We start from the raw sequence: 26,277 nt of genomic DNA on the forward strand, positions 1-26,277 counted from the left end.
TTTCTACTCCCATCTAGTCGCCTTTAGCGGCAGTTGAATCATTATTTTCGTTCCTACATCCAATGTACTCGCTATATGAAAATCTGCCTCTGTGCCGTAAATTTCATGAATGCGTTGGTAAATATTCCATAACGCCGTTCCTGTTCCTTGCTCCGATTGCATAATATGTTTACCGAGCTGTTTCACCTGTTCTTTTCTCATACCACAGCCATTATCTTCCGTTACTAGTACTAGCTTATCGTTCACTCGTTGTACTTTGACAAAAATCTTGCCTTCCTTGCGGTTTTTAAAGGCATGATAAATAGCATTTTCAACAAGAGGCTGTAATGTAAATGGAGGAATTTGCACATCAAAGAGTGTTTCATCCATCATAAATTCGACTTCGTAACGATTAGGAAATCTTGTTTGCTCAATGGATAAATAAGCCTCAACATGATCAATTTCATTTTTTAATGGAATGAGCATTTGCCGTGCGCCTTGCAAATTGCTTCTAAAAAATGTGCTTAGTTTGATCAATAGTGCTCTTGCCGCATCTGCATCTGTTCGGATCAAGCTCGAAATCGTGTTCAGACTATTAAAGAAGAAATGAGGATGAACTTGTGCCTGTAATGCTTTAATTTCAGCGTCTTTTAATAACTTTCGCTGTTGTTCAATTTCAGCATATTCGAGCTGTGAGGAGAATAGTCTACTTAAGCCCTCCGCAAGCTCCTTCTTCACTCCTGTTAAAGATTCTGCTTTCGTGAAATAGAGCTTTAAGCTTCCAACAGTGCGCTGCTGTACCATTAAAGGCAGAACAATGGCAGCGCTTAATGGGCAACCATCATGTGGACATTGAATCTCCTTTGCCGAAGTAGCCATTAAAATTTCGCCTTCCTTTAATACACGTTTCGTTAGAGCTGTCATAATTTCACGATGAATTAAATGATGATCCTCACCAACACCGACATGTGCCAATATGCCCTTTTTATCAGTAATAGCGACCGCCTCTACTTTTATTTCCCTTTTAATAATTTCAGCAACCGTTTGGCATGATTCTTCATTCAAACCCTTACGAAAATGCTCAATCGTTTGTTGGGCAATCGAAAAAGCTTGATGTGTTTGTAAAGCTTTTGTCCGTTCTTCCTCATCAATAAATGTTTTAATAATCATGAAAAATAAAAATATCCCAAAGGCATTCATCAAAATCATTGGCAGCGCAATTAACGATACTAACTGCAAAGCTTGCTCGAATGGCTTCGCGACTACTAAAATGACAATCATCTGAATCGTTTCCGCACAGATTCCAATAATGACAGCTTTCTTATAGGAAAAAGTTTGACGTATTTTGAAACGTTTGCTTAATCCACCTGTCATAAAGCCAGCAAGAATCGTCGAAACACCACAGGCTATCGCTGTAAAGCCCCCAAGTGTAATTCGGTGAACACCTGCAATAATCCCTACACAAACACCTACAAGGGGCCCACCAAAAATACCTGCAATGGCTACGCCGATTAACCTCGTATTAGCAATAGCCTCCTCAGCATTGATCGTACTATGTATCATCTGATTTAAAGGATGAATCGTACCGCTTTCAATTTTAATACCTGTATAGCTACTAATAATACATAAGCTACTAAAGATAATGATAAGCCATATTTTCTCCTTCTTTCCTTGCTCCTGAAACAGCTTCTCTCGAAAAAGTCTCCATCTGGACATTAAAAAGGCAAACACAATGATCAAACCGACTCGCTCCAGCATAAATAAAAATAACTCCATCATAGCCTTCCTCCTGAAGTCATATCATTTTTTAAAGAACAGTCGATAAGAGGTATAACCAAAAATATCGCCAGGATTAATCCCCTCTATCGCTTCTAATTGATGTTTTTCGAATTGATTGGATGCCATTTCTTTTAACATAACCGAGGTTGTTTCATCCTGTGCTAGCTCATGAGGATACAACCATTTGGCTTCTAGTATTTCTTTTTCCTGAATGCATACCTGTTGCTGCTCATCTAGCATATGACAATAAAAAATCGCCATATTATCACTAATGTCATCACGGATGACACCCGTTCTAAATCCAATTAAGCCTGATACACTGCAATCAATTCCTGTTTCTTCTTTGATTTCACGAATGACCGCCTCATCCACTGTTTCACCTGCGTTGACAAACCCTGCTGGCAATGACCAACGTCCTTTCAAGCCGCTATAAGCCTTTTTCACAACTAACCATTGTCCAAGCTCATTGACCGTAACACCTGATACACCCAACCATATTTTTCCTCGATCTTTTTTCATAACCTTCACCTCTATCTAACTATTATACCTGCTTGCTTTCAATGGAATGAAGCTTTTATTCAGAATTTTAAGACCAATCTTTATATACTATAAAAATGCGTATACATACCTTATTTGTAAATATGTTACACTTTCAATAACAAGGAAGTTTGATTTAGGAGGAGACCTTATGTTAAATGCACTCTCAGTGCGAGCAAAGTACTTTATAACAGCACTTATGTTAGCAATATTAACTCCTTTTCTTGCCTTTTTTATGCCCTTAACTATATCGCATACATTTTATTTTAATAGGGATAATGTCGTACTGATTACACCTCCTAGCAACTTTATTATGCTTTTAATAGCCATCGGATTGATAGTATTAGCTTTGATTGTCCTCGGATTAAAAAGAAATCCATATATTTACGCCATTTCTTCTGCAATCATCTTAAGCAGCTTCGTATTAGGTTATTATTCTTTTTTAAGCTATAGCGCCATACAAAAGGATCAAATCGTTTTTCAACATTATCACAAACAAATTATTTATAAATGGCAAGATATAAATGAGGTTATCTACGAATATGAAATAGGCTCTGTAGGAACGTATTACTTTCAAACAACAAACAATGAACAATTTGTTATCGAGGAAAACGGACAATTTGGTCTCGATGAAAAAAGGGCCATTTACCAGCTAGCTATTTTAAATGAGGCAAAGTTTATTGAGCGTGAAAAATCTGATTAGCCCATGAAAAAGACTTCTTTCATTATCAATGAAAGAAGCGCTTTTCTTAGAACTGATTGTACATTAACTATTATTTCATTAAAGAGGGTCTCACCAATGTAAACATGTAAATTCCAATTTCCTGCTATCGGGAATTCCATTAAAGAAGGTAGATGTTAGTTTGGCTTAAGATAGGTAGAAATCCTACCTCAATGGAGAAAGGGAGATGAAAATGATTATTAAAATGACTCAAGATAATCTAAGGGATTTTAATAAAACAAACGACGGTTTTATGGTTTCAGGAAGGATTGTACCGACATATGCAAATAACATTTGGACATTCACAGAGGAAATATTTGCTGAGCCTTACTTCAAGAAATATGATGATAATGAAATGGACCTTCGTTACATAGAGGAAGTCGAGAAAGCTGTATTTTTTTATTATATTGAAAACAACTGTGTTGGGCAGATTAAGATGTGCTCTAATTGGAATGGATATGCACTTATTGAAGATATTGCTGTTGCAAAGGATTATAGAAAAAAGGGTGTTGGTACTGCCTTACTAAATAAAGCAATTGAGTGGGCAAAAGAAAAGAGCTTTTGTGGTCTCACTCTTGAAACACAGGATATCAATGTTTCAGCTTGTCATTTTTATGCCAAAAATCACTTTATAATAGGTGCAGTGGATACAATGCTTTATGCAAACTTTCCAACAGCAAATGAAATAGCGATTTTTTGGTATTATAAATTTTAGATTATTAGAATGCCCTGTTTCATTATATAAACGGGGCTTTCGTTTTAAATTTTTATGTTTGCAAACCATAGTAAAAGCCTCTTCAATTTGTTGTTATCCCAACATACAAATCAAAAAGGCTTGGTATCTATAACCCTAAACCGCTATTTTAGGGTTGTGTTCTTATTTTAAGGATTGTGTACACTTATCTATCAACTTCCTGATACAAGTTTTTATTCACAAACCTCAGGTGTACCTTCACGTTTAGCTGTTTTAAATGAAGTACCACAGCCACATGATGCAATAGCATTTGGATTATCAATTGTGAAGCCACCGCCCATTAGCGATTGTTTATAGTCAATTTTTGTTCCCATCAAAATCGGCGCATCTTCACGGGAAACAAGAATTGTTAAACCATGCTGTACATCTTCAAAGTCATCCTCTTTTTTCTCTTGATCAAAGTGCATGCCATAGGATAGTCCGCTACAGCCGCCACCGTTCACCACTACACGTAAAAAAGAACCTTGTTCTTCATTATGCTCCATCATTTCATTAATATGAAAGCCAGCAGCTTGTGTAACTTCAATTACTTTTTTTGTACTTGTCATCCCAATCACCTTCCTTCTTACGTATTATCATATCAATTTTGACCATTGTATGACAAACATTCAGCTTCAAGTCGATTTTTAGTCATAATTCTAATATTTTTCACATTTTTAGTATTTTTTATTCATGTTAATAAAAACTCTATTGGTATAATAGTTACAACGACTTCTTTGTAGGGGGGAATATATATGGAGATTTCACCATATTACGAAAAAAAAATTCAATGTTTGAATTGCAAAAAAGATTTTCCGACATTAAAGGTACGCTCTAAATTTATTAAAGTAGACCATACCGAAACAGATTTTCAACCGATCTATGCAGATGATGTCAATGCTCTTTATTACAACGTCTTTGTTTGCGAGCATTGCGGCTTCTCCTTTACAGAAGACTTTACAAAATATTTTGCACCAGGTATTCAAGATGAAATTCGTACACACATTACGGAAAAATGGGTGCACCATGATTTCAAGGGTGAACGCACCGTATTTCAAGCGATTCAAGCCTATAAGTTAGCTTTTCTTTGTGGGACAATTAAAAAAGAAAAAAATGTAGCGATTGCCGGATTAACTTTACGTCTTGCTTGGCTTTATCGTTCTTTGAACAATAGCGGACAAGAGGAACGTTTTTTGAAATTAGCACGTGATTATTATATGGAATCTTACTCAACTGAGGATTATAGTTCAACACAAATGTCAGCTGTCCGCATCATGTATATGATTGCTGAATTATCCAGACGCATTGGAGATATTGAAAATGCCACACGTTTCTTTTCAAGAGTCATTGAAAAACAAAGTGCTGGGGGCGAAGCAAAAATTGTGGATATGGCGAAAGAGCAATGGGCCATTATACGTGAAGAGAAAGAACATGCACGCCATGTATAGCTGAAAAAAGTTCTAGCTGTGCTGACAGCTAGAACTTTTTATGATAGCTTAGAATACTTGCTCTACTTCCACAATACCTGGTACTTCTTCTAGTAAAGCACGTTCAATACCAGCTTTTAATGTAATCGTAGAACTTGGGCAACTGCCACATGCACCTAATAAACGTAATTTAACAACGCCATCCTCAACATCTACTAATTCACAGTCTCCACCGTCACGTAGTAAGAATGGACGTAATTTATCTAATACCTCTTGTACTTGGTCGTTAATTGTTGCTTCTGCCATTTATCTCGACTCCTTTCCTTATAATGATTATAATGTTAGCAACAGAAAAAATCCAATATTGAATCACAAGGAGAGAAAATACTATGCCATCAACAAAACCGATGATTGAAATTTATGGAACAGCTGTTATCTGTGCTAGCTGTGTCAATGCTCCATCTTCAAAAGATACATATGAGTGGCTTCAAGCAGCCATCGACCGTAAGTACCCAGATCAAACCTACGATATTCGCTATATTGATATTGAAGGTCCAATTGAGAATGATCGCGACCAAGAGTATGCCAAACGTATTCAAGAAGATGAGTTTTTTTACCCTCTTGTCCTCATAAATAATGAAGTTGTTGGTGAAGGCTATGTGCAATTAAAGCCTGTATTTACAGCACTTGAAAATTTAGGCTTTGTTCCAGACGAAACTGTTTAAACAAAGCTAAGGGATTGCTTCAACATGATGTTAGAGCAATCCCTTTTCTCTCTATGAAAGACAGTAGCTAATTAATCATTTTGACGTTTGTAATACCATAATAATCCTGATTTCATTAAGCGCGCGATACGTCCAGTGACTGTTGTATCAGCTAAGTACACAAAGCCTTGTTTTTTACCAAGAGCCCCCATGAAGCCTTTTAATTTAATGTCCGGCATCTTCTCTGGTAAATGTTCACCTTTCCAACGCATACGAAGTACTTTTACGATTTGCTCCGCTTGTTCCTCAGCTAACTGTGCTGTTGGAGGTAAATCTGATGAAGCACAATCCCCTACAATATAGACATGTTCATCATCAAGTACATTAAAATACTGAGTGACAAGTGGACGGTCATGTTTATCTTTCTCAACATCCATATCACGAACGATTTTGACAGGCTGTACACCTGCAGTCCAAACGACAGCATCGAGTAAAATTTCATCTTCGTGATTGAAAATTTTACCTGGTTCTACTTTTGTAATATTGGAGTTGGCTATAACATCAACATTATGCTTAACAAACCAATCCTTTACATACTTACTTAGTTTTTCTGGAAAATCCTTAAGAATACGTTGACCACGGTCAAATAACTTTATTTTTAAATCTGATCGACTTTCACGTAGCTCACTTGCAAGCTCAATTCCACTCAAGCCAGCCCCTACAATTCCCACTGTAGACCCAGCAGGTAAACCACAAAGTGCTTGGAATGTTGCGCGCGATTGTCCCATCGTTTGAATGCTATATGTGTGCTCTTCCGCACCTGGTACACCATGATATTTATCTTCACAGCCAAGCCCAATGACTAAATCATCATATTCAATACGTTGCCCGTCTTCTAAAAGGACTACTTTTTCTGCACGATTAATTTCAACGACTTCTCCATATACAGCCGTTAAACGTTCATGCTCTGGGAAGCTTACACGAATTTCTTTATCTGTTGCAGTCCCTGCCGCCAATGCATAAAATTCTGTTTTTAAACTATGGAAAGGGGCTCTATCTACTATAACTACCTCTCTGTCTAATGGTAAGCTATTTAATAGACGAAGCATGACACGCATATTGCCGTAGCCGCCACCTAAAAGTACTAATTTACCCATAATAGTCTCCTTTTATATCTCTTTTAATAATTGTTCACAAAGTATCCACAAACGAGTATAACCGATTGTGAGAAGTTTCACAATATCAGAATGAAATTTTGTGAAAGATTTCACATAATAAATGAGAACTTGTTCATTTCGATTGATTTTAGAGCTATTAATAACGAATTCCCTTTATCTTTTATCAAAAAACGTTTCTTTTACCTTAAACATAAATAATTGACGAAAATCGTAAAACCGAGTAGCATTACTTTGGTGAGGTGACATGAATGAATCCAATGGTTGAATTTTGTATAAGTAATTTAGCAAATGGCTCTCAAGCAACTTATGAAGTACTCGAACGCGATCCAAACATCGACGTTTTGGAATATGGCTGCCTCAGTTATTGTACAAAGTGCTCGGAATCTTTTTATGCAATTGTAAATGGTGAATTAGTAGAAGCCGATTCTCCTGATGCATTAACGAAAGCCATTTATCAATTTATTGAAGAAAATCCATTATGGTAGTTTTCTAAAATGCCTATATGAAATAAATTTGAACAAATAAAAAGGATGTTATGCTAAAAATCAGCATAAACATCCTTTTATTATTTTAATACATCCACTACATATGTAGGTTGACATTCTTTTTCTAGTACAACCTTTGTAGGAGTAACACCTGTATTCACATGAATGGTGTCACAGCCAAAATGAATACCACACATAATGTCCGTGTCATAGTTATCACCGATCATCACCATGTCTTCTTTAGCAATTCCATGTTCTGTAGCGATTACTTCCAGCATGGCTGGTGATGGTTTACCAATATAGATTGGTTCAACATCTGCAACCTCTCCTACTAAGCGAGCAAAAGAACCATTGCCTGGTAAAAAGCCGTACTCTGTCGGGAATTTAATATCTTGATTAGTCGCAATAAAGGTTGCCCCTTTTTGGACAAAAATCGTTGCTCTAGCAAGTGCCATATAATCAAGCGTACGATCAATACCCATAACAAATACTTCCGGCTCATCTTCAACAGGTTCAATATTTTCATTGAGTAATGCCTGACGTATTCCATCTGTGCCCATCATGGCTACTTTTTTGCCTGCGAAATGAAGTGCCACATATTTTGCTGTTACCAATGCACTTGAATAAATATGCTCTAATGGTGCGTTTACACCAATAGACATTAAAGCTTCCTGCAGTTGTTCTCGCGTCTTCGAAGAATTATTCGTTACATAAAATGGCTCAATTCCTGCTTGCTGTAAACGATGAATAAACGCAACCGCTGAAGGAATTCCTTCCTTCCCGCGATAGACAGTGCCATCTAAATCAAAGCAATAGGCTTTATATTGTTTCATTGATGGTCCTCTGGTAAAAAAGCTGAAACTGGCCCTAATTCATTTGTTAAATAATGGTGGACTGCTGGCGAGAATTGCTTTAAAGCCTCTAAATTGGCTGTTAGTACCTGAATAACCTCTGGGATATCTACATCTATAAACTCGCGTACAAGCATTTTACGCAAGCCAACAACTGCTTTATATGGTGCTTCCATTTCAGCAGCTACAACTTTTTCATCGACTAAAATATCGATGATATCCTCGTAGCTTCCTGGATCACGCATAATGAAACCGTCAATCATTAAATTGCCTACATCCATCATTGACTCCATAATGTTGTGTCCAATTCGCTCGATAGCTAATTTCTTTATATCATTTTGAAGCCAGTTATCATTATCCTCTGTCTCCAAAATAGTTAATAGCCCATCTAAGTACTGTAAATTTTTTGTGATTTTATTACGATCTACAAAATACACAAGGAAAGCCCCCATTCAAATCATTAAAAGTTGATAGTCTTTTCTCTTCTATAGTACCATAACTATAGGACTGGAAGGAGATTAAAAGATGGAACGTTTTTTTTTATATGATGATGTAGAAGATACAAAAACACGCTTTGTTAGTTTTGCTGGGAAAAAGCTACGTTATGATTTAGCTATTTTACAATCAGGCCGCTTCTTTGGAAAAGTGCTTGTCATGGATATTCAATTTGGTCGCTTTGCTATCATCGGCCCTGATGATATAGAAGAACCTGGTTACTTAGAACATGTGTACAATCGCACAGAGGAAGAAACGATAGAATTACGAGAATATTTACGTGAATTATTGAACTAACACCCTTTTTATTGGGTGTTTTTTTATAGGGCATAAAAAAATTCCGCGTTACCCTGTAGGCGATTGCGAAATCTTTTTACGTATTGTTATTTATTTAAAGTAGATGGATTATTTTTATTATGGGGCTTATTGTCTTTGTTTTCTTCATCATTTTGTTTTTTTGCTTGCTGATTTTGACCAATAACCGCTAAATCATCTACACTTATATCAAAACCATATCCGTATTCCTCACGATCTAATGGCTTTTTATCGCGCTTGTTCTTTGCCAATATCATCACCTCCACTCATAAATTATCCTTTTTTTAATGTTTTATACTTCTTTTTTTCACACTAATTAAGTCGTTGAATCCTCAATAATCCAATGTGCAGCACTTATTAAATCTGGGAAAACGGCATCTGCTAATGGATCTTGGTCTCCTAAAAATACACCCTTTGTTCCTGCTTGTTTGCCTGCAATTATATCCGTGTCCGTATCACCAACCATATAGGATTTAGATACATCAATGTTATATTTCCTCGCTAAATCCACAATTAATTTACTATTGGGCTTTCGGCAAGCACAGCCCGACCTAGGCTTATGTGGACAATAAACGACCTCATGGATAGTGGCGCCTTTTTTCTTGAGCTCCTTCACCATATGCTCATGTATTTTCTGTAAGTTCGTTTCCTTCATGAAACCTAAACCGACACCACCTTGATTTGTCACAACAAACACATAATCAAAATGTTTATTTAACTTCTTGATCGCCTCAGGCACCTGTGGTAAAAAGTATAAATCCTTAGGCTTATTGACAAATTTCACACGACTCGTTAGTACCTCATTGATGACACCATCGCGATCTAAAAATACGGCTCTTTTCATATGCAACACACCTTTAATAAGCTGTTTTGTGCTTTAGTTTTCCCCCATTACTGCAAAAGAAAACAAGGACACAAGAAAAAACCTGATGCCTATCACATCAGGTTTCTCTTATCTTTTTTATTCCGCTAAAGGTTCTTGGTCTGTTGGCTTTGTTACCACACTTGTATCCAACACTTCAGGCTGTTTCATGACTTTGCCCGTTTTACGTAACACAAAATAAGCACAGCCAAAATTACAATACTCATATAGATAGTCTTGAAGCGTACTTATTTTCGTATCAAAAGTTGACTTTTGATTTTTATCATCAAAAAAACCCTTTAAACGTAATTGATTATAGCCCCAATCCCCTACAATATAATCGTATCTGGCTAAAATATCTGAATACCTTTCCTGAAAAACTTCCTCCTGAAAGGCTTCTCGATAATCCTTTATTAGTTCATATTCTAATCCTTCAATTATGATCAAAGTGACACCACCCTTTTCGTTCAGCCTTGACGTTTAGAGTTCTGCTTGTAATTGACGTTCTTTTGTTGCAGCATTTACTTGTTCATCTGCATGATAACTACTACGTACAAGTGGGCCTGCTTCACAATGTTTAAAGCCTTTTTCCATGGCAATCTTACGCAGTTTACCAAATTCAATTGGTGAATAATATTTTTTAACTGGTAAATGCTTTTTCGTTGGCTGTAAATATTGACCGATTGTCATAATATCTACATTATTCGCACGTAAATCGTCCATTACTTCTAAAATTTCTTCGTGTGTTTCGCCTAAGCCAATCATTAACGATGATTTCGTTGGAATTTCTGGCTGCATCTCTTTAGCCAAGCGAAGGAACTCTAATGAGCGTTCGTATTTTGCACGAGCACGTACTCTTGGTGTTAAACGGCGTACCGTTTCAATATTATGGTTTAAAATATCTGGTTTCGAATCCATTAGCAGTTGAAGGTTTTCTTTTATACCACCTAAATCTGATGGCAGCACCTCAACAGATGTGAAAGGACTTTTACGGCGAATAGCACGAACTGTTTCGGCTAATACTTGCGCACCGCCATCCTTTAAATCGTCACGCGCTACCATTGTGATTACAACGTGCTTTAAGTTCATAATTGCTACTGAATCTGCAACGCGCTCTGGTTCAGCCAAATCTAGTTCATTGGGTAACCCTGTTTTGACTGCACAGAAACGACAAGCACGTGTACAAACGGAACCAAGAATCATCATGGTAGCAGTACGTCTTTCTCCCCAGCATTCATGGATATTTGGACAGCGAGCTTCTTCACATACTGTATGCAGATTTTTCTCACGCATCAGCTTTTTAAGCCCTTTATATTCGTCGTTCGTGTTTAGTTTTATTTTTAGCCAGTCTGGTTTTCTTACATGTTCTTCTTTACTTGTAGGTTTACAAGATGTCATACGAATATCGCCCCTATCAAAAATATGCATTTTTTAATATTAACTATCTTCACTGTTGTCAATGTAACATATTAAAGGAGCTCCAACAACTATCACAATAACATTTCTACTTATAAGGGACAGGTATTTCGATGGAGGGTTGCGGTGCATCACTACTATTTGTATAAATGTTTGGAACAGGACCTCTCGTTAAGCCCATTGCTACAGGGATATCTTGTGCAACGGTTGAAGATTTACTAGCGAACGGGACAATAATCTGTACATTGACTTCTAAATGAATACCTACCTCCACATAAGCACTGTTGATCCCAAATTCCTGAATGGAGGACGTCACATTGCTATGAACATTTCCAATCACGTGGAAGCGTATCGGAATCTTTGGCCCTAAATTTCCGAGCAAAGGTATATTGGCCGCTTGACCAAGAGGTACAAAGAAGACAATACCATCACCTTCCTGAATTCTGTTAATATCATATTCAACATTATCTAATTCAGGTAAATGCGATAATTCTCCTTGTTCAGCTTGCTCTAAATACATTTTAACAAGCTCTAATGTCTCTGCTCGAACACGATTAATAATTTCTGTATTAAACTTAGTCGTCATCATTTCAGATGTACCGGGAGGAATATCTTGAATGATATCATTGACATCTAATACATTTGAGGTACGTGAATTAATGGCTTTGCTCACAACGTATGACGCAATCTTAGTGGTTTGTACCTCGGCATACTGCAAATAGGTTGGCATGAGCCGTTCGTTTAAATAATAAATAAATAATATAAGGCAAATAACCGTACTTACAATTAAAATTGTTAATCGATTAAGACGTATTCCCCTTTGATTATATGAGCGTAATTTCATCCTTTTTCGAGGGAAAAACAAAAAAATCTCCTCCTGTTCCATAACGTATGAACAGGGGGAGCAATTTATTCTACTTTTGCGGAAGCCACGTAATCGGTCTCAACACTTTCAATTGAAACACTAGGATAATCCACTAAATTGATTTCATATGTAGCTGCGAGCAATTGATTTTGCTCTTCAAAAATACGAATCCACGGTAATGCTGCATCCAATGTATTTTGTCTGGATACAATACCGCGTCGTCCATCCGATAATTTTAAAATAACGCCATTTGGATAGTGGACCACTGCCCTTTTTAACGCTTTTACAACACGAGCATCATAAAGAGTACCAGAGCCTGCTTCAACAATTGCTAACCCTTGTGAAGGTAGCATCTTTTCACGGTAAACACGATTGGTTGTAACTGCGTCAAAAACATCTGCCACGCCAATAATCTTGGCAAAAGGATGAATTTCAAAATCAACAAGCCCTCTTGGATAGCCGCTTCCGTCAATTCGCTCATGATGCTGAAAAGCACAATGTGCCACAAGTAATGAGATAGAATGTAGATTGCGCAATAAATCAAAACCATAACGAGCATGCATTTTCATTGTTTCAAACTCATCATTAGTGAGACGATCAGGCTTTGTTAATATATCTTTAGGTACCATGAGTTTACCAACATCATGCAGTAAAGCACCAATACCGATTAAGCGTAAATCCTCAGCCGAATAACCAAGCTCTTTGGCAATCGCAATGGAGTACAAGGTCACTTGGAAGGAGTGTTGATATAAATATTCATCAAATAAATAAGCATCTGTTAAAATAGTTAAAATTTCATCATTTCCAGTTACTGCAGAAAGTAGTTCATCTACAATTGAGACAATTGTCTTTGATTGCTGATCTAATATATAAGAGGCATTTACGGGATTACAACCATCAATGGATTGGAATGAATCCTTTATAGTTGTAATCACTTTATTTCGCATAGCAGGTGGAACGGTCTCTTCTACTTCTATACCTTCAGAAATATCATCGTTAATATATAGATAATGCATATTTAACTGTTGAAGTCGTTGAATAATCCGGTCATTAATAACAACATCTTTCTTTAAAAGTGGATGACCTGCCTCATTCCAAATGGTTCTACCTAATACCATTCCTTCTTTTAATACATCGATTGAAATTAATCGCATGATTTCTTCCCCAATCCATTCTTTAAACTCTCTCTATTGTTTAAAGAATCTTTGACCATAATCTATCATAATGTTTCGTAAAAATTCAGGTAAAATATATTGTTTCTTCGCATATTTAAAGCTTGGATAAAAATAACCAAATGTAAATAAATCTAACGTCACAAGTTTATAAATATGATCGTGATCCGCTAGCTTGCCATTAATCAATAATTGGCGATTGTCATTCATTGAAAATCCGTATGTCAACATTTTCCCAAAAATAACGCCTCTAAACCCTAAACCTTTTAATTCGATATAGGGCCACTCTTCATTTTTGGATTGCATATAAATTTCTTTCATTTCTGCAACGGATAATTCAATTGTACATAAATTAATAGGATGTGGAAAAATTCGATGCAAATCTAGCGCAGTTACAGTGCCCTTCGGTAAACCATCTAAAAAGATACCTGCATTGAACAATGCACAGTCGGCACCGCTTTTTTCCAAAATGGCATGTGCAAATAAATCTGATAGCTGTGAGTAATGGAACCATTCCTTGTTATAGGATTTATTTGTTGTAAAGACTGGTGTATCCAGTATTCTGTTACCTTCATCCTCCCAAAACTGTACCATTTTCTGTTCATTATTAACAATTGGCAAATCCTTATTATGAATTAAAGTATCCTCTTTTTCAACAATTTTCCTCATTTTTTTATCATATTCTATGACAAGATGACCTGTATATTGGCCAAATTTCCCTCCACCTGTCAGTAAAACACCATTGATATGTTTGCCAGTTGGCAAGACATGATGTGTATGGGACCCGAATATCACATCAATTTCGGGACATTCTTCCGCTAAGAGCTCATCCTCTGTAATGCCTAAATGTGACAAGCACACAACAATGTCAACCTCTTTACGTAGTTGATGTGCTAGACGTAGCAATGTACTGCGGGCATCGTCCATATGCCAATTTAATTCTTGATAATACACTTCAAACATGGCTGTAGCAGCAATTACACCTATTTTTGTACCTGTTTCTGTTGTTAAAATAACATAGGGCTTCATCCAAGATGGCTTTTCCCCTTGAGAGGCATAGACATTCGCCACCACAACTTCAAAATTGGCATCATCATATAAATGGAAGAGCTCTTCATGTGACAATGTAATGCCTTCGTTGTTACCGATTGTCACTACATCATAACCTGCCTCATTAAGTAATTGTACATTGCCTCTCCCAACCGTCGCCTCTGTATAAATATTAGAACGGTCTAAGTGATCTCCAACATCAAATAAATAGCTTGTTTCCCCTATTGCCGCTAGATTGTTACGCATCTCTTTCACATAGCTTTGCATACGTGGCCAATACTTAAAATGACTATGCAAATCATTTGTGTGAAAAATATGGATTTTTTCAAGCATTAAAGCCACCTCATTTCAAATTAAGCTAATATGCCTTCTATAATGGAACGAATTCCTAATAATAATAAAATAATCCTTAGGGCGAGTACAAGCGTATCTGATTTAATTCTTTTATTTAATGCCGCCCCCAATTTTGCCCCAATATAGGCCCCTGGAATAACAGGGATTGTATAGAGCCACGGCACATGTCCGAAGTAAATATGGCTTGAGGAATTTACAATGGACGTTAAAAACACCATAAACATCGATGTTGCCACTGCGACATGTGGTGGAAATAAAAACAAAATAATCATTGCTGGTACAATCATCGAGCCACCACCAATGCCGAACAGCCCAGAAGCAAAGCCAATACCAAATGTTAATATAAAGGCAAACCAAATAGGATAGCCATATATAAAGGTATTGCCCTCAGAGTCTGTAAATTCTTGTTGCGTACCATTTTTCACAAACCATTTTACTGGCTTCAACTTGTCACGGACAAGCAAAATGATTGATAAAATAATAAGCAGAATACCAAAATATAAATTGAAGGATGGTAAGTCTAATCCTTTATTGACCCAAGCTCCAAGAATCGTTCCTGGAATACTTCCAAGAAAAAATATAAAGCCACTTTTATAATCCACCGTTTTGGATTTCATATAGCTTAATGTGGAGGCTAGCCCTGTAAAGATCATCATAACAACTGATAAACCCACTACTTTTTGAGGCGTAATATCTGGAATCATTCCTAGATTTAAACCAATATATAAGGTTGCTGGTACTAAAACGATACCACCACCTAGCCCAACCAATGAGCCAATTAGACCCGCCAATAGTGCAATGATAACTAATAAAATAAATTCCATTATAGTTCCCCTTCAAACATGTTTAATTGTTTAGGCGCTAGTCCAACATCTTTAATATTCAACATGTCTTGTAGCTCCTTTGCATTTTTCGCTGCATGATTACCTGAATTATTATTAAATAATACGAAGAGTTCATTGACCTCTTTTTCAAGCTTTTGCATGCTATGCCCAAGCTGTTGTAATTCTTCTTTATTATAATCATATAAAAAGCGAACTTTACGCCAATTTTCAGCATTCCCTGTGTTGCGCCACCCATGGATATTGCGCCCATGGATACGGATAAGTGCTTTACTCGCCGTCACTACAGGATAGAAGGGGACTGAACCTACACCAGCCTGTGGTTCATCACAAATCGTATGAATAAATTGATGTTCACGTAAAAAATCCATCGTCTGCTGTACGACATTTTCTGCATACCATGTTTGATTTCGAAACTCAATAGCTACTTCAAAATCCTTGAGCTGCTGCCGTATATACAATAAATATTGTACATTTTTTGCCTGGCAATCAAACCACGGTGGAAATTGTGCTAATACCATCGCTAGCTTTCCATAACGTTTAAATTCATTCGCACATTCGATAAAAGCATTGAACATATCATTTTTTGTTTCAAAAGGTATATCACCACGCAAATGGCCAGTCATACCTTGGTACGCCTTTACAACAAAACGAAAATTTTCGGGTGTATCCTCACACCATTTACGAACATGCTCCTTGGACGGGATGGCGTAAAAAGACGTATCGACTTCGACCGTTAAAAAATGACCTGTATAATCAAATAATTTATCTTTTGAGGTAGTCACTCCACTAGAAAGTGAAGGGTGATCGCCCCAACCAGTTAATCCAACTACAATCATGTGACACCCTCCTCTATGTACATAATCATAGCACACAGTATGATACTAGAAATAAACATCATGTAAAAAATATCGCATTCTTTTGTACATTCAAAATGAAGGTTTGTCTCTTATATGCAAAAGAAAAAGCATGAGTCCATATACCCTTGAACTCATGCTACTTAATTGGGCTACCTATTATTTCACAAGATTTTGTTGGATAGCCTCTAAAAACTTAATTCGGCTATAAGCTGGGCCACCTTCCATTAATGGATCAAGTACATTGACAAACACTTGGTCATTTTTAAAGGCATTAATATTTTGGATGATTGGATTGTTTTTAAAGTCTTCTAAAGCATTTGGTGCATCCGCATTTTCATCTGTTGAAAACTGTACAAATAAATAATCAGGGTTCATATCTGCCAGTTGTTCCACAGAAATGGCTTCTTGTGCTTTTGCTTTCGCAACTTCATCAGGCACTGCTAAACCGAGTTCTCCATAAAGAACAGCATTTAAAAATACTTCTTTTGGATAAACATAAGCCTGTCCACCACGAATACGAACAGCAGCTACTTTTTTATCTTGTAGTTTCTCAGTTAACGTCGTTTTAGCAGCTTCAATATCTGCCTTATATGTAGCTAAGATTTTCTCTGCATCTGCTTGCTTACCTGTTAATTCAGCTAATAAGTTTAAATTAGACTCCCAGTTCGTCGATATATGTGACACTAAAATAGTAGGAGCGATTTTCTCTAATTTACTTTGTACTTCTTCTGGGAACTTTGTTGAACCTAAAATGACATCAGGATCTAATTCTAATATTTTTTCAAAATTTGGTTTGATTTTCTCACCAATTGATTCTGCTTTGTCTGTTACAGAAGCATATAGCTCAGGGAATTTGCCACCAATAGCAATAGCTCCTACTGGATGAACATCAAGAACAACCATATCCTCCATCGCTTCCATAGCACCTGTTACAACAATTCTTTCGACCTTTTCTGGTACTTCATAGCTTTCACCAAGATATTCAATTGTTCTCGTACCATCTTCATTTGTAGATTCATCTTTTGTTTGCGTTGCTTCTTCTTTTGGCGTATCTGTGGATGTTTCCTCTTCCGTAGCCTTTTTCTCACCACATGCTGCTAGGATCAGCATAAATAATGCGATGACACTAATAAATAGAAACTTCTTTTTCATTGACAATAATCTCCTTTAAATTGTTATCGTTATGACAAACAGCTATGTCATCTGGCATGTTGAAGCATTGAACATGAAATTATTTTATCAGCTCCTACTTTTCAATTGATATTGATTCTCATTATCATTTTAGTATGTATTCATCCAAAAATCCAGTATTATTTTAATATATTACAAAAATCCATTTTCGATCTGATATATCAGATCATAAAAAAACCCCTAGTCACAAGTTTTACTGTGACTAGGGGTGGTAAGTTAATTACCCGATAGAACCTTCCATCTCGAATTTAATCAGACGGTTCATTTCTACTGCGTATTCCATTGGTAGTTCTTTTGTGAATGGCTCGATGAAGCCCATTACAATCATTTCTGTCGCTTCTTCTTCAGAAATTCCGCGAGACATTAAGTAGAATAATTGCTCTTCAGATACTTTTGAAACTTTTGCTTCATGCTCTAAAGAAACATTATCATTTAAGATCTCGTTGTACGGAATTGTATCAGAAGTCGATTGATTGTCCATGATCAGTGTGTCACATTCGATGTTCGCACGTGCACCACTAGCTTTAGGACCAAAACGAACTTGTCCCATATAAGTTACCTTACCACCTTGTTTAGCAATCGATTTCGATACGATTGTTGAAGATGTGTTTGGTGCCATATGGATCATTTTTGCGCCAGCATGTTGGTGCTGTCCTTTACCTGCTAATGCAATGGATAATGTCATACCACGAGCACCTTCACCTTTCAGGATACATGCTGGGTATTTCATTGTTAACTTAGAACCGATGTTACCATCAATCCATTCCATTGTACCGTTTTCTTCAACAACTGTACGTTTCGTTACAAGATTGTAAACGTTATTCGCCCAGTTTTGAATCGTTGTATAACGGCAATAAGCATCTTTACGTACAACAATTTCTACAACTGCAGAGTGTAAAGAGTTTGTTGTATAAACAGGTGCTGTACAACCTTCAACATAATGTACGTGTGCACCCTCGTCCACGATAATTAATGTACGTTCGAATTGACCCATGTTTTCAGAGTTAATACGGAAGTAAGCTTGTAATGGTGTTTCTACTTTTACACCTGGTGGTACATAGATAAATGATCCACCTGACCATACAGCTGAGTTTAATGCAGCAAATTTATTGTCCGTGTAAGGAATTACTTTGCCCCAATATTGTTTGAAAATATCTTCGTTTTCACGTAAAGCTGAGTCAGTATCTTTGAACACAATACCAAGATCTTCAAGGTCTTTTTTCATGTTGTGATAAACTACCTCAGACTCATATTGTGCTGATACACCAGCAAGATATTTTTGTTCTGCTTCTGGAATACCTAATTTATCAAATGTAGCTTTGATTTCATCAGGTACTTCATCCCATGATCGTTGTGTAGCTTCTGATGGTTTTACGTAGTACGTAATTTCATCAAAATCTAAATCTCCAAGATCGCCACCCCATTGTGGCATTGGTTTTGTATAAAATGTTTCAAGTGCTTTTAAGCGGTACTCAAGCATCCACTCTGGCTCTTGTTTCATATTTGAAATTTCACGGACGATTTCTTCAGTTAAACCACGTTTTGAACGGAAAATTGATACGTCCTTGTCATGGAATCCGTATTTGTAATCGCCGATATCAGGCATTTTTTTAGCCATCGTTTCTCCTCCGTTCACTGAGATGTATTTTCTCCAGGTATTCAACCCTTGTCTTGGATGAAAGCCATGTCGCTTTCATCCAAGCAACAAGGATGTAAGATTTATTTCACGCCTTTTTCCATTGCTTTCCAAGCTAATGTCGCACATTTAATTCGTGCAGGAAATTGTGAAACACCTTGCAGTGCTTCTACATCCTCAAGGTCGTATTTATCGCTATACTCTTCCCCCATCATCATCTTAGAAAAAATATCTGAAAGCTCTATTGCTTCTTCAACCTTTTTCCCTTTGATGAGCTGTGTCATCATCGATGCAGAGGACATGGAAATAGAGCAGCCTTCGCCGTCAAATTTTGCATCCTCTACGATACCGTCAGTCACTTTTAATGTTAAGTGAATGCGGTCGCCACATGTTGGATTGTTCATATCAATCGTTACAGCATCCTCTTCTAAAGATCCTTTATTACGAGGATTTTTATAGTGATCCATAATGACCGAACGATATAGTTGATCTAAATTATTAAAAGACATCTCCAAAATACTCCTTCGCAGAACGTAACCCTGCAACTAAACGGTCAATATCCTCCTCTGTATTGTACAGATAGAAGCTTGCACGCGCTGTTGCTACTTGCTGAAGACATTTCATTAGTGGCTGTGCACAATGATGTCCTGCACGAACAGCAATCCCATTCATGTCAAGCACCGTTGCAACATCATGTGGATGTACATCATCTAAGTTAAATGTCACCAATCCACAACGCTTCATTGGATCACGTGGGCCGAAAATTTTCAAACCGTCAATTGTCTCAAGCTGATCCATTGCGTAGCCTACAAGCTTATGCTCATGTGCTGCAATATTATCTAGCCCAATGTCAGTTAAGAAATCAATAGCGGCACCTAAACCTATTGCACCTGCAATAATAGGCGTTCCACCTTCAAATTTCCACGGTAATTCCTTCCACGTTGAATCATAAAGCCCGACAAAATCAATCATTTCGCCACCAAACTCAATTGGCTCCATCTTTTCAAGGTGTTCCTTTTTACCATATAGTACACCTATTCCAGTTGGTCCGCACATTTTATGCCCTGAGAATCCGAGGAAATCCACATCCAAATCTTGCACATTGATTTTCATATGTGGGGCAGCTTGTGCACCATCGGCTACCATAACCGCACCATTAGCATGTGCAATTTGAGCAATTTCTTTAATTGGATTTATTGTTCCAAGGACGTTTGACGCCATAGATACGGAAACGATTTTTGTTTTAGGTGTGACTGTTGCACGAACTTTTTCCAGACTAATAGTACCATCCGCTTCTAGCTCAATGTATTTCAATGTTGCATTTTTCTCTTTAGCCAGCTGTTGCCAAGGAATAATATTGGAGTGATGCTCCATATGGGTAATAACAATTTCATCACCCTCCACGACATTAGCACGCCCATAACTTGACGCCACCGTATTTAAAGCCGTTGTTGTGCCACGTGTAAATATAATTTCCTGCGTTGATTGTGCATTGATAAACTTACGAACTTTTTCACGTGCACCTTCATATTTATCTGTTGCACGATTTCCTAATGTATGCACGCCACGGTGAACATTAGAATTATCAAATTCATAATATGCTTTAATAGCTTCAATCACTTGAACAGGTTTTTGAGACGTTGCAGCACTATCAAGATAAACAAGTCTATGACCGTTGACATCCTGATTTAAAATTGGGAAATAGCTTTTAATGTCTTTATTCATCATTAGCGAACTTTCCTTTCAATAACCTCCGTCAGTTGCTTTTGAACGCCCTCAATTGGTAATTGCGTAACAACTGGCGCAAGGAATCCATGGATAACAAGGCGCTCTGCCTCTGCTTTTGAGATACCACGGCTCATTAAATAATAAAGCTGTAATGGATCTACTCGACCAACAGACGCTGCGTGTCCTGCTGTTACATCATCTTCATCAATTAATAAAATTGGGTTTGCATCCCCACGAGCTTTTTCTGACAGCATTAATACACGTGATTCTTGTTGTGCATCTGCTTTTGTCGCACCATGCTCGATATAGCCAATACCGTTAAAGATTGATTGAGCTGCATCTTTCATTACACCATGCTTTAAGATATGCCCGTTAGAGTTTTTACCCCAGTGACGAACCTCCGTAGTGAAGTTAAGTTTTTGTTCTCCACGACCAACTACTACTGTTTTTGTATCTGCATGAGAACCGTCACCAATTAAATGTGTAATGTTTTCAGAGATTGTATCTGAGTCATTCATCAAACCAAGAGCCCAGTCAACTTTTGCATCACGTGCTAATCGTGCACGACGATTTACGTATGTCGTAAAGCCTTTTGCAAGTACATCTACTGCACCATATGTTACTTGTGCATTATCTTGGACAACGACTTCAGCAATAATATTTGCTTGACCTTTTGCCTCTTCAATTGTTGAAATATATGTTTCTACATAAGTTACAGCAGAATTAGCTTCCGCTACTACTAAAACGTGGTTGTATAATGAAGCTTCTGCATTGTCGTTTAGGAAAACAACTTGAAGTGGTTGCTCAATGATTACATTCTTTGGTACGTATACAAACACACCACCATTAACAAGCGCTGTATGAAGTGCTGTTAACTTATGCTCCTCCACTTTAACAGCTTCTGTCATAAAGTATTTTTGAACAAGTTCACCATGTTCACGGACTGCTGTGAAAATATCAGTAAAAATAACACCTTTATCAATAAGTTCTTGCGATGTCTTAATGTACGCTGGTGTATTATTACGTTGGATATATAGGTTTTCTTGTGATTCAAGGTCAATTAACCCTTTTGCTTCTTCAGGTAGAGCATCCAATGAAGAGAATGCCTCACTATGAACCGCCAATTGCGGGAATTCCATGAAATCCCATTTTGTAATATTCGTTCTATCTGGTTTTGGCAAATCTAAACCAGTTACTTTGTCTAGTGCTGCCGCGCGAAGTTCTGTAAACCAAGTTGGTTCACCATTTGCTTCTGAGAACGAGCGCACGTCCTGTACTGTTACAGGCAAGTTAAGTTCCACTGTCATGCTAGTTCGTCCTCCTTCTTATGCTTCTTGTTCTTCTGCTTCTTCTTCGATACCTAATTCTTTTTTAATCCAATCATAGCCTTCTGCTTCTAAGCGTTGTGCAAGCTCTGCACCACCAGATTTTACAACACGTCCTTGCATCATTACGTGTACATGATCTGGAGTAATGTAGTTTAATAGACGTTGATAGTGTGTGATCATTAAGCAGCCAAAGCCTTCACCGCGCATTGCGTTAATGCCTTTTGATACTACTTTTAATGCATCAATATCAAGTCCAGAGTCAATTTCGTCTAAAATGGCAAATGTTGGTTTAATCATCATTAATTGAAGAATCTCATTACGTTTTTTCTCACCGCCAGAGAAACCTTCATTTAAATAACGTTGAGCCATATCTTCATGCATTTCTAGGAAATCCATATTTTTATCTAATTCACGAATAAATTTCATTAATGAAATTTCATCGCCTTCTTCACGACGTGCATTAATCGCCGAACGTAAGAAATCAGCATTTGTTACACCAGCAATTTCTGATGGATATTGCATTGCTAGGAATAAACCAGCTTGAGCACGCTCGTCCACTTCCATTTCAAGTACATCTTCGCCATCAAGCTCTACAGTACCTGAAGTGACTTCATATTTAGGATGACCCATAATTGCAGAAGCTAGTGTCGATTTACCAGTTCCGTTTGGCCCCATGATTGCGTGAATTTCATTTGTATTAATTGTAAGATTTACGCCTTTTAAAATCTCTTTCCCGTCGATCGCAACGTGAAGATCTTTAATAACTAAAGTTGACATGAAAATACCTCCATAGTGTTCAGTGAATGGGTCAACCATTCCTTAATTATTATCATTCTAATCTTAACTGAAAATCGTTCTCTATGCAAACCATTTCAATTACTTTCCCATTTCTCAAATAAAATATTGAAAAACAAAGGATTTATAAGCATTTTCAGATTATTACTAGTTCAGCTAGACAATGAGAATAGACTTTCTTCATTTTCAATGAAATATCCCTAATTGAGAATAGATTTCATCTAGCTACATAGTGAAAACCTCTTGGAAAGTGTTAATTGTAGCGGTTTTATGACAAATTTGCATAAACAACCATAACTATACTATAACCTATTTCATTAAAATGGAATCAATTAAAAACAAGATATTTTAGGCAAAGTTTCTTCTAGACTTCAATAACCAAATCCATCTCGCAAGATAACATAATATTCTAATTATTATTTTGACATTTACAATCATTTTTCATCTTAAATAATATATAATTAAGGTAAAATCAATCTTATTTTTAGATTAATAGAGGTGAATATTTGTGGAGTTACGTCAATTACGCTATTTTGTAGAGGTTGCTGAACGGGAGCATATTTCAGAGGCCGCGGAGCATCTTCATGTAGCCCAATCTGCCATCAGTCGGCAAATCGCAAACCTTGAAGATGAATTAGGCACGCCATTGTTCGAGCGCGTTGGTCGAAATGTGAAATTAACTCCCATTGGGAAAACATTTCTTGAGCATACCATTACAGCCTTAAAGGCCATTGATTTTGCGGCAAAGCAAGTAGAAGAATATTTGGATCCTGCCAAAGGTTCTATTAAAATTGGCTTTCCAACAAGTTTGGCTAGCTATGTTCTGCCTACTGTTATATCCGCCTTTAAACGGGAATATCCTGATTTACAATTCCAACTACGTCAAGGATCTTATCGATTTTTAATTGATGCGGTCAAAAATCGGGAGTTAAACCTAGCCTTTTTGGGACCATTACCCCCAAAGGACGAATCCATTCAGTCCACAATTCTGTTCACTGAGAACATCGCCGCACTACTACCCGCTAATCACCCATTAGCTAAAAGGGAAAGTATTCAGCTAGCAGAGTTGAAAAATGATTTATTTGTCTTATTTCCAGATGGCTATATATTACATAAAGTAGCTATGGATGCTTGCCGTGCTGCAGGCTTCTTACCAAATGTTATTTCAGAAGGTGAGGATTTGGATGCACTGAAAGGTTTAGTAGCTGCTGGTATAGGTGTTAGTCTATTACCTGAAAGCTCCTTATATGATTCAGCCGCTCGATTTACCGTCAAGGTTCCAATTGAATCACCCACAATACCTAGAACTGTTGGCATTATCTCACCCGTAAATCGAGAAATCGCACCATCTGAAGCAATCTTTTTAGATTTTGTGAAACATTTCTTTTCTCGTCTTTCCCAATTCCAATAAAAAGGCGATGTCAATAGCAGAGAAAGACTTTTTGACAAGGCGAGAGGTTGATTTCCGTTCCGCCAGCATCCTTTCCAAGGGGCATCCGATGAGCCGCTTCACTCACCGCGTTCGCTCCAGGTCTCCGCTGTGACGCTAATCCCTAAGAGTGACGCTGGCTCTACTCTAATCAACCATACTGCATTTTGTCTTTCTTACTAACTTAAGGAACATAGCCTATTATTAGAGAAAGGATAGGCTATTATTTTCAATGTGAAGAAGTATTGGTCCCAACAGCCATCGATTAAATGAGTAATGAACACCATCATTTTATTTGTGCAACCTTTATCACTTTGCAGATGAGAGTGGCAGACTACTTGACTCCCGTAGGATAGCATGACAGGGGGCAACTGCTTTTATTCTGCACAACAGCGGCAAGCAAGTTTCCTAAAACGAAAAGCCCTTTTCACCTTTCACTTTCAATACTATGAAAAAAATCGCCTGAAAAGGCGATTTTTTTTGCATGAATGCTATTCAATTGATTGCTCACTGATCCATTGTAAAGTTCTTGCACCTAAGCCTCCAGCACGCCATAGCACCACGTCATGATAGCTTCTTTTTTGTATATAGTTTACCCATTTTTCAAGTGTTTCTTGATCTGCATACCAAACCTCATGACTGACATTGTCATGATCTACATACGTAAAATAAACGGCCCCACTCCCCTTATCACGCTGCTTCACTGCATTCGTTTCAGCTAATAGTTGTTCAGCCTCAAGCTCTGTTAAAGCAACAATTTGACCTTCGGCTACCCAATCAAAGCCTCCTGTAGCAAAGGCAATCGCTAAATCCTGATTGGACTTCTTCACTTTTCTCACTAAATCATTGAGAAAAGAGTAAGTGGCCTTCGCACCTGGACCACTATGATAGCCATGAACATTATAGGCCATGACAGTATAGATTGGTCCATTAGGCAATTTCATATTAAATGGAAAACTTGGCTCTAGAACGACATGTAATGTCACATCCTTTTTTGAAAGAGCTTTGTACAGCTCTTTTAAAAAAAGAATGTAGTTTCGAAGGTCTTTCTGTGCTACCTTTTCATAATCAATCTCAATGCCACTCACTTGGTATTGATCGACTACTTGCAAAATATTATTGATATGCTTTTGCCTCGCAGAAGAATCCTGCACGAGTCTATGCAAAAGCGTACTGTCCTTTTGAACAGAAGGGGCATTATCTGTTACATAATCATTGATAAGCGTTAGGATTACAGGATGGGAATCATTAAATTGTTGCTGCGTTTGTTGTAGCATGTCAATCGCATTTTCAGTTAATAATAGTTCATCTTTGCTATTAAAATAAGCACCGAAAACCCGTATATCTTGTAATCCATCTAGAGAATTTTTCACATCCTCCATCGCAGATTTATTTTGCCATTCTGGTAACCAGATGGACAATCGAAGCTTCTCCTTGTCCTTTATTCCTACCTTTGCTTCAGCTGGTGGCTCTTTACTATTACTACAAGCAGTGATAAATAGTAGTGCTATACATATAAACAATACAAAGTTCTTCACTTGAATC

30 protein-coding genes are annotated in these 26,277 nt (G+C 37.3%); 7 read left to right on the forward strand and 23 right to left on the reverse strand.

Translation table 11 applies throughout. The features are described 5' to 3' along the window. Positions 1 to 3 precede the first annotated feature (3 nt). The gene (locus NST76_RS17235) at positions 4 to 1,755 is read right to left on the reverse strand and encodes a sensor histidine kinase (RefSeq protein WP_058844841.1); all 1,752 of its coding nucleotides are present in this window, start codon (positions 1,753 to 1,755) and stop codon (positions 4 to 6) included. A gap of 24 nt (positions 1,756 to 1,779) precedes the next feature. Then, positions 1,780 to 2,277, reverse strand: coding sequence for an NUDIX hydrolase (locus NST76_RS17240; RefSeq protein ID WP_058844840.1), 498 nt, complete (start codon positions 2,275 to 2,277; stop codon positions 1,780 to 1,782). A 169-nt stretch (positions 2,278 to 2,446) separates the two neighbouring features. Here NST76_RS17240 and NST76_RS17245 point away from each other — a divergent pair, with 169 nt between their 5' ends. Both NST76_RS17245 and NST76_RS17250 read left to right on the forward strand, forming a co-directional pair. After that, positions 2,447 to 2,998 (forward strand): hypothetical protein, encoded by a 552-nt coding sequence (locus NST76_RS17245; protein WP_036119763.1) that lies wholly within the window; start codon positions 2,447 to 2,449, stop codon positions 2,996 to 2,998. A 211-nt stretch (positions 2,999 to 3,209) separates the two neighbouring features. After that, a complete protein-coding gene (locus tag NST76_RS17250) occupies positions 3,210 to 3,731 on the forward strand; it encodes a GNAT family N-acetyltransferase (RefSeq protein ID WP_342504467.1) in 522 nt (173 codons plus the stop codon). A gap of 212 nt (positions 3,732 to 3,943) precedes the next feature. Here the strand turns inward: NST76_RS17250 and NST76_RS17255 are convergent, their stop codons facing one another. Further along, positions 3,944 to 4,318: an iron-sulfur cluster assembly accessory protein gene (locus NST76_RS17255; protein ID WP_036119760.1), complete on the reverse strand. Its 375-nt coding sequence runs from the start codon at positions 4,316 to 4,318 to the stop codon at positions 3,944 to 3,946. Positions 4,319 to 4,504: 186 nt separating this feature from the next. On the opposite strand from NST76_RS17255, the gene NST76_RS17260 reads away from it, so the two are divergent. Beyond that, positions 4,505 to 5,197: a DUF2225 domain-containing protein gene (locus NST76_RS17260; protein ID WP_342503498.1), complete on the forward strand. Its 693-nt coding sequence runs from the start codon at positions 4,505 to 4,507 to the stop codon at positions 5,195 to 5,197. Positions 5,198 to 5,245: 48 nt separating this feature from the next. On the opposite strand, the gene NST76_RS17265 is transcribed toward NST76_RS17260, so the two are convergent. Continuing rightward, the gene (locus NST76_RS17265; RefSeq protein ID WP_004228295.1) at positions 5,246 to 5,482 is read right to left on the reverse strand and encodes a NifU family protein; all 237 of its coding nucleotides are present in this window, start codon (positions 5,480 to 5,482) and stop codon (positions 5,246 to 5,248) included. 83 nt (positions 5,483 to 5,565) lie between these two features. On the opposite strand from NST76_RS17265, the gene NST76_RS17270 reads away from it, so the two are divergent. After that, positions 5,566 to 5,901 (forward strand): YuzD family protein, encoded by a 336-nt coding sequence (locus tag NST76_RS17270; RefSeq protein WP_141905624.1) that lies wholly within the window; start codon positions 5,566 to 5,568, stop codon positions 5,899 to 5,901. Positions 5,902 to 5,972: 71 nt separating this feature from the next. Here NST76_RS17270 and NST76_RS17275 read toward each other — a convergent pair whose 3' ends face one another. After that, on the reverse strand, positions 5,973 to 7,037 hold the full coding sequence (locus NST76_RS17275) for an NAD(P)/FAD-dependent oxidoreductase (protein WP_036119742.1): 1,065 nt from the start codon (positions 7,035 to 7,037) through the stop codon (positions 5,973 to 5,975). Between the two features lie 269 nt (positions 7,038 to 7,306). Here NST76_RS17275 and NST76_RS17280 point away from each other — a divergent pair, with 269 nt between their 5' ends. Then, the gene (locus tag NST76_RS17280; RefSeq protein ID WP_036119739.1) at positions 7,307 to 7,543 is read left to right on the forward strand and encodes a YuzB family protein; all 237 of its coding nucleotides are present in this window, start codon (positions 7,307 to 7,309) and stop codon (positions 7,541 to 7,543) included. Positions 7,544 to 7,623: 80 nt separating this feature from the next. On the opposite strand, the gene NST76_RS17285 is transcribed toward NST76_RS17280, so the two are convergent. Continuing rightward, positions 7,624 to 8,376 (reverse strand): TIGR01457 family HAD-type hydrolase, encoded by a 753-nt coding sequence (locus tag NST76_RS17285; RefSeq protein WP_271910797.1) that lies wholly within the window; start codon positions 8,374 to 8,376, stop codon positions 7,624 to 7,626. After that, positions 8,373 to 8,831 (reverse strand): DUF86 domain-containing protein, encoded by a 459-nt coding sequence (locus NST76_RS17290; RefSeq protein WP_036119733.1) that lies wholly within the window; start codon positions 8,829 to 8,831, stop codon positions 8,373 to 8,375. The genes NST76_RS17285 and NST76_RS17290 overlap by 4 nt, the downstream gene beginning before the upstream one ends. A gap of 88 nt (positions 8,832 to 8,919) precedes the next feature. On the opposite strand from NST76_RS17290, the gene NST76_RS17295 reads away from it, so the two are divergent. Continuing rightward, positions 8,920 to 9,186 carry a DUF3055 domain-containing protein gene (locus NST76_RS17295; protein ID WP_036119730.1) on the forward strand — a complete coding sequence of 89 codons (267 nt, stop codon included), beginning with the start codon at positions 8,920 to 8,922 and terminating at the stop codon, positions 9,184 to 9,186. A gap of 86 nt (positions 9,187 to 9,272) precedes the next feature. On the opposite strand, the gene NST76_RS17300 is transcribed toward NST76_RS17295, so the two are convergent. The 15 genes from NST76_RS17300 to sufC form a co-directional block, all read right to left on the reverse strand. Continuing rightward, entirely contained in the window at positions 9,273 to 9,461 is a 189-nt protein-coding gene (locus tag NST76_RS17300; RefSeq protein WP_170829885.1) for a hypothetical protein, read from the reverse strand. A gap of 59 nt (positions 9,462 to 9,520) precedes the next feature. Further along, complete coding sequence (locus tag NST76_RS17305) at positions 9,521 to 10,048, reverse strand: HAD family hydrolase (protein WP_342544201.1); 528 nt, start codon at positions 10,046 to 10,048, stop codon at positions 9,521 to 9,523. A gap of 117 nt (positions 10,049 to 10,165) precedes the next feature. Next, complete coding sequence (locus tag NST76_RS17310) at positions 10,166 to 10,513, reverse strand: YutD family protein (RefSeq protein WP_036119722.1); 348 nt, start codon at positions 10,511 to 10,513, stop codon at positions 10,166 to 10,168. Between the two features lie 33 nt (positions 10,514 to 10,546). Next, the gene (gene lipA / locus NST76_RS17315) at positions 10,547 to 11,464 is read right to left on the reverse strand and encodes a lipoyl synthase (protein WP_036119719.1); all 918 of its coding nucleotides are present in this window, start codon (positions 11,462 to 11,464) and stop codon (positions 10,547 to 10,549) included. Between the two features lie 106 nt (positions 11,465 to 11,570). Beyond that, positions 11,571 to 12,368 (reverse strand): sporulation protein YunB, encoded by a 798-nt coding sequence (gene yunB, locus NST76_RS17320; RefSeq protein WP_051891599.1) that lies wholly within the window; start codon positions 12,366 to 12,368, stop codon positions 11,571 to 11,573. Positions 12,369 to 12,391: 23 nt separating this feature from the next. Then, positions 12,392 to 13,501 (reverse strand): HD-GYP domain-containing protein, encoded by a 1,110-nt coding sequence (locus tag NST76_RS17325; protein ID WP_036119715.1) that lies wholly within the window; start codon positions 13,499 to 13,501, stop codon positions 12,392 to 12,394. A 33-nt stretch (positions 13,502 to 13,534) separates the two neighbouring features. Further along, positions 13,535 to 14,902 (reverse strand): bifunctional UDP-sugar hydrolase/5'-nucleotidase, encoded by a 1,368-nt coding sequence (locus NST76_RS17330; protein WP_058844835.1) that lies wholly within the window; start codon positions 14,900 to 14,902, stop codon positions 13,535 to 13,537. Between the two features lie 20 nt (positions 14,903 to 14,922). Continuing rightward, positions 14,923 to 15,747, reverse strand: a complete 825-nt coding sequence (locus tag NST76_RS17335; protein WP_058844834.1) for a sulfite exporter TauE/SafE family protein — start codon at positions 15,745 to 15,747, stop codon at positions 14,923 to 14,925. Then, positions 15,747 to 16,604, reverse strand: coding sequence for a DUF72 domain-containing protein (locus tag NST76_RS17340; RefSeq protein WP_058844833.1), 858 nt, complete (start codon positions 16,602 to 16,604; stop codon positions 15,747 to 15,749). Before NST76_RS17340 ends, NST76_RS17335 begins: the two co-directional genes overlap by 1 nt. A 177-nt stretch (positions 16,605 to 16,781) precedes the next feature. Next, complete coding sequence (locus NST76_RS17345) at positions 16,782 to 17,777, reverse strand: ABC transporter substrate-binding protein (protein WP_342544202.1); 996 nt, start codon at positions 17,775 to 17,777, stop codon at positions 16,782 to 16,784. A 259-nt stretch (positions 17,778 to 18,036) separates the two neighbouring features. Continuing rightward, positions 18,037 to 19,434 (reverse strand): Fe-S cluster assembly protein SufB, encoded by a 1,398-nt coding sequence (sufB, locus tag NST76_RS17350; RefSeq protein WP_036119701.1) that lies wholly within the window; start codon positions 19,432 to 19,434, stop codon positions 18,037 to 18,039. 101 nt (positions 19,435 to 19,535) lie between these two features. Next, entirely contained in the window at positions 19,536 to 19,961 is a 426-nt protein-coding gene (gene sufU / locus NST76_RS17355; protein ID WP_036119698.1) for a Fe-S cluster assembly sulfur transfer protein SufU, read from the reverse strand. Continuing rightward, positions 19,951 to 21,180, reverse strand: a complete 1,230-nt coding sequence (locus tag NST76_RS17360) for a cysteine desulfurase (protein ID WP_342544203.1) — start codon at positions 21,178 to 21,180, stop codon at positions 19,951 to 19,953. Before NST76_RS17360 ends, sufU begins: the two co-directional genes overlap by 11 nt. Then, a complete protein-coding gene (gene sufD, locus NST76_RS17365) occupies positions 21,180 to 22,487 on the reverse strand; it encodes a Fe-S cluster assembly protein SufD (RefSeq protein ID WP_036119683.1) in 1,308 nt (435 codons plus the stop codon). Before sufD ends, NST76_RS17360 begins: the two co-directional genes overlap by 1 nt. 18 nt (positions 22,488 to 22,505) lie before the next feature. Next, complete coding sequence (gene sufC / locus NST76_RS17370) at positions 22,506 to 23,291, reverse strand: Fe-S cluster assembly ATPase SufC (protein WP_089934132.1); 786 nt, start codon at positions 23,289 to 23,291, stop codon at positions 22,506 to 22,508. A gap of 520 nt (positions 23,292 to 23,811) precedes the next feature. Between sufC and NST76_RS17375 the strand changes: the two genes are divergently transcribed. Beyond that, positions 23,812 to 24,714 carry a LysR family transcriptional regulator gene (locus NST76_RS17375; protein ID WP_036119678.1) on the forward strand — a complete coding sequence of 301 codons (903 nt, stop codon included), beginning with the start codon at positions 23,812 to 23,814 and terminating at the stop codon, positions 24,712 to 24,714. Positions 24,715 to 25,223: 509 nt separating this feature from the next. Here the strand turns inward: NST76_RS17375 and NST76_RS17380 are convergent. After that, positions 25,224 to 26,270: a glycosyl hydrolase family 18 protein gene (locus NST76_RS17380; protein WP_340809383.1), complete on the reverse strand. Its 1,047-nt coding sequence runs from the start codon at positions 26,268 to 26,270 to the stop codon at positions 25,224 to 25,226. Positions 26,271 to 26,277: the final 7 nt, after the last annotated feature.

This window comes from Lysinibacillus sp. FSL W7-1291 (genome assembly GCF_038593415.1).
GTDB lineage: Bacteria > Bacillota > Bacilli > Bacillales_A > Planococcaceae > Lysinibacillus > Lysinibacillus fusiformis_D.

What these genes read in the sequence shown, in the direction of transcription:
- NST76_RS17235 (WP_058844841.1), bottom strand. Translation starts at nt 1,755, where the DNA reads ATGGAGTTATTTTTATTTATGCTGGAGCGAGTCGGTTTGATCATTGTG.
- NST76_RS17240 (WP_058844840.1), bottom strand. Translation starts at nt 2,277, where the DNA reads ATGAAAAAAGATCGAGGAAAAATATGGTTGGGTGTATCAGGTGTTACG.
- NST76_RS17245 (WP_036119763.1), top strand. Translation starts at nt 2,447, where the DNA reads ATGTTAAATGCACTCTCAGTGCGAGCAAAGTACTTTATAACAGCACTT.
- NST76_RS17250 (WP_342504467.1), top strand. Translation starts at nt 3,210, where the DNA reads ATGATTATTAAAATGACTCAAGATAATCTAAGGGATTTTAATAAAACA.
- NST76_RS17255 (WP_036119760.1), bottom strand. Translation starts at nt 4,318, where the DNA reads ATGACAAGTACAAAAAAAGTAATTGAAGTTACACAAGCTGCTGGCTTT.
- NST76_RS17260 (WP_342503498.1), top strand. Translation starts at nt 4,505, where the DNA reads ATGGAGATTTCACCATATTACGAAAAAAAAATTCAATGTTTGAATTGC.
- NST76_RS17265 (WP_004228295.1), bottom strand. Translation starts at nt 5,482, where the DNA reads ATGGCAGAAGCAACAATTAACGACCAAGTACAAGAGGTATTAGATAAA.
- NST76_RS17270 (WP_141905624.1), top strand. Translation starts at nt 5,566, where the DNA reads ATGCCATCAACAAAACCGATGATTGAAATTTATGGAACAGCTGTTATC.
- NST76_RS17275 (WP_036119742.1), bottom strand. Translation starts at nt 7,037, where the DNA reads ATGGGTAAATTAGTACTTTTAGGTGGCGGCTACGGCAATATGCGTGTC.
- NST76_RS17280 (WP_036119739.1), top strand. Translation starts at nt 7,307, where the DNA reads ATGAATCCAATGGTTGAATTTTGTATAAGTAATTTAGCAAATGGCTCT.
- NST76_RS17285 (WP_271910797.1), bottom strand. Translation starts at nt 8,376, where the DNA reads ATGAAACAATATAAAGCCTATTGCTTTGATTTAGATGGCACTGTCTAT.
- NST76_RS17295 (WP_036119730.1), top strand. Translation starts at nt 8,920, where the DNA reads ATGGAACGTTTTTTTTTATATGATGATGTAGAAGATACAAAAACACGC.
- NST76_RS17300 (WP_170829885.1), bottom strand. Translation starts at nt 9,461, where the DNA reads ATGATATTGGCAAAGAACAAGCGCGATAAAAAGCCATTAGATCGTGAG.
- NST76_RS17305 (WP_342544201.1), bottom strand. Translation starts at nt 10,048, where the DNA reads ATGAAAAGAGCCGTATTTTTAGATCGCGATGGTGTCATCAATGAGGTA.
- lipA (WP_036119719.1), bottom strand. Translation starts at nt 11,464, where the DNA reads ATGACATCTTGTAAACCTACAAGTAAAGAAGAACATGTAAGAAAACCA.
- yunB (WP_051891599.1), bottom strand. Translation starts at nt 12,368, where the DNA reads ATGGAACAGGAGGAGATTTTTTTGTTTTTCCCTCGAAAAAGGATGAAA.
- NST76_RS17325 (WP_036119715.1), bottom strand. Translation starts at nt 13,501, where the DNA reads ATGCGATTAATTTCAATCGATGTATTAAAAGAAGGAATGGTATTAGGT.
- NST76_RS17330 (WP_058844835.1), bottom strand. Translation starts at nt 14,902, where the DNA reads ATGCTTGAAAAAATCCATATTTTTCACACAAATGATTTGCATAGTCAT.
- NST76_RS17335 (WP_058844834.1), bottom strand. Translation starts at nt 15,747, where the DNA reads ATGGAATTTATTTTATTAGTTATCATTGCACTATTGGCGGGTCTAATT.
- NST76_RS17340 (WP_058844833.1), bottom strand. Translation starts at nt 16,604, where the DNA reads ATGATTGTAGTTGGATTAACTGGTTGGGGCGATCACCCTTCACTTTCT.
- NST76_RS17345 (WP_342544202.1), bottom strand. Translation starts at nt 17,777, where the DNA reads ATGAAAAAGAAGTTTCTATTTATTAGTGTCATCGCATTATTTATGCTG.
- sufB (WP_036119701.1), bottom strand. Translation starts at nt 19,434, where the DNA reads ATGGCTAAAAAAATGCCTGATATCGGCGATTACAAATACGGATTCCAT.
- sufU (WP_036119698.1), bottom strand. Translation starts at nt 19,961, where the DNA reads ATGTCTTTTAATAATTTAGATCAACTATATCGTTCGGTCATTATGGAT.
- NST76_RS17360 (WP_342544203.1), bottom strand. Translation starts at nt 21,180, where the DNA reads ATGATGAATAAAGACATTAAAAGCTATTTCCCAATTTTAAATCAGGAT.
- sufD (WP_036119683.1), bottom strand. Translation starts at nt 22,487, where the DNA reads ATGACAGTGGAACTTAACTTGCCTGTAACAGTACAGGACGTGCGCTCG.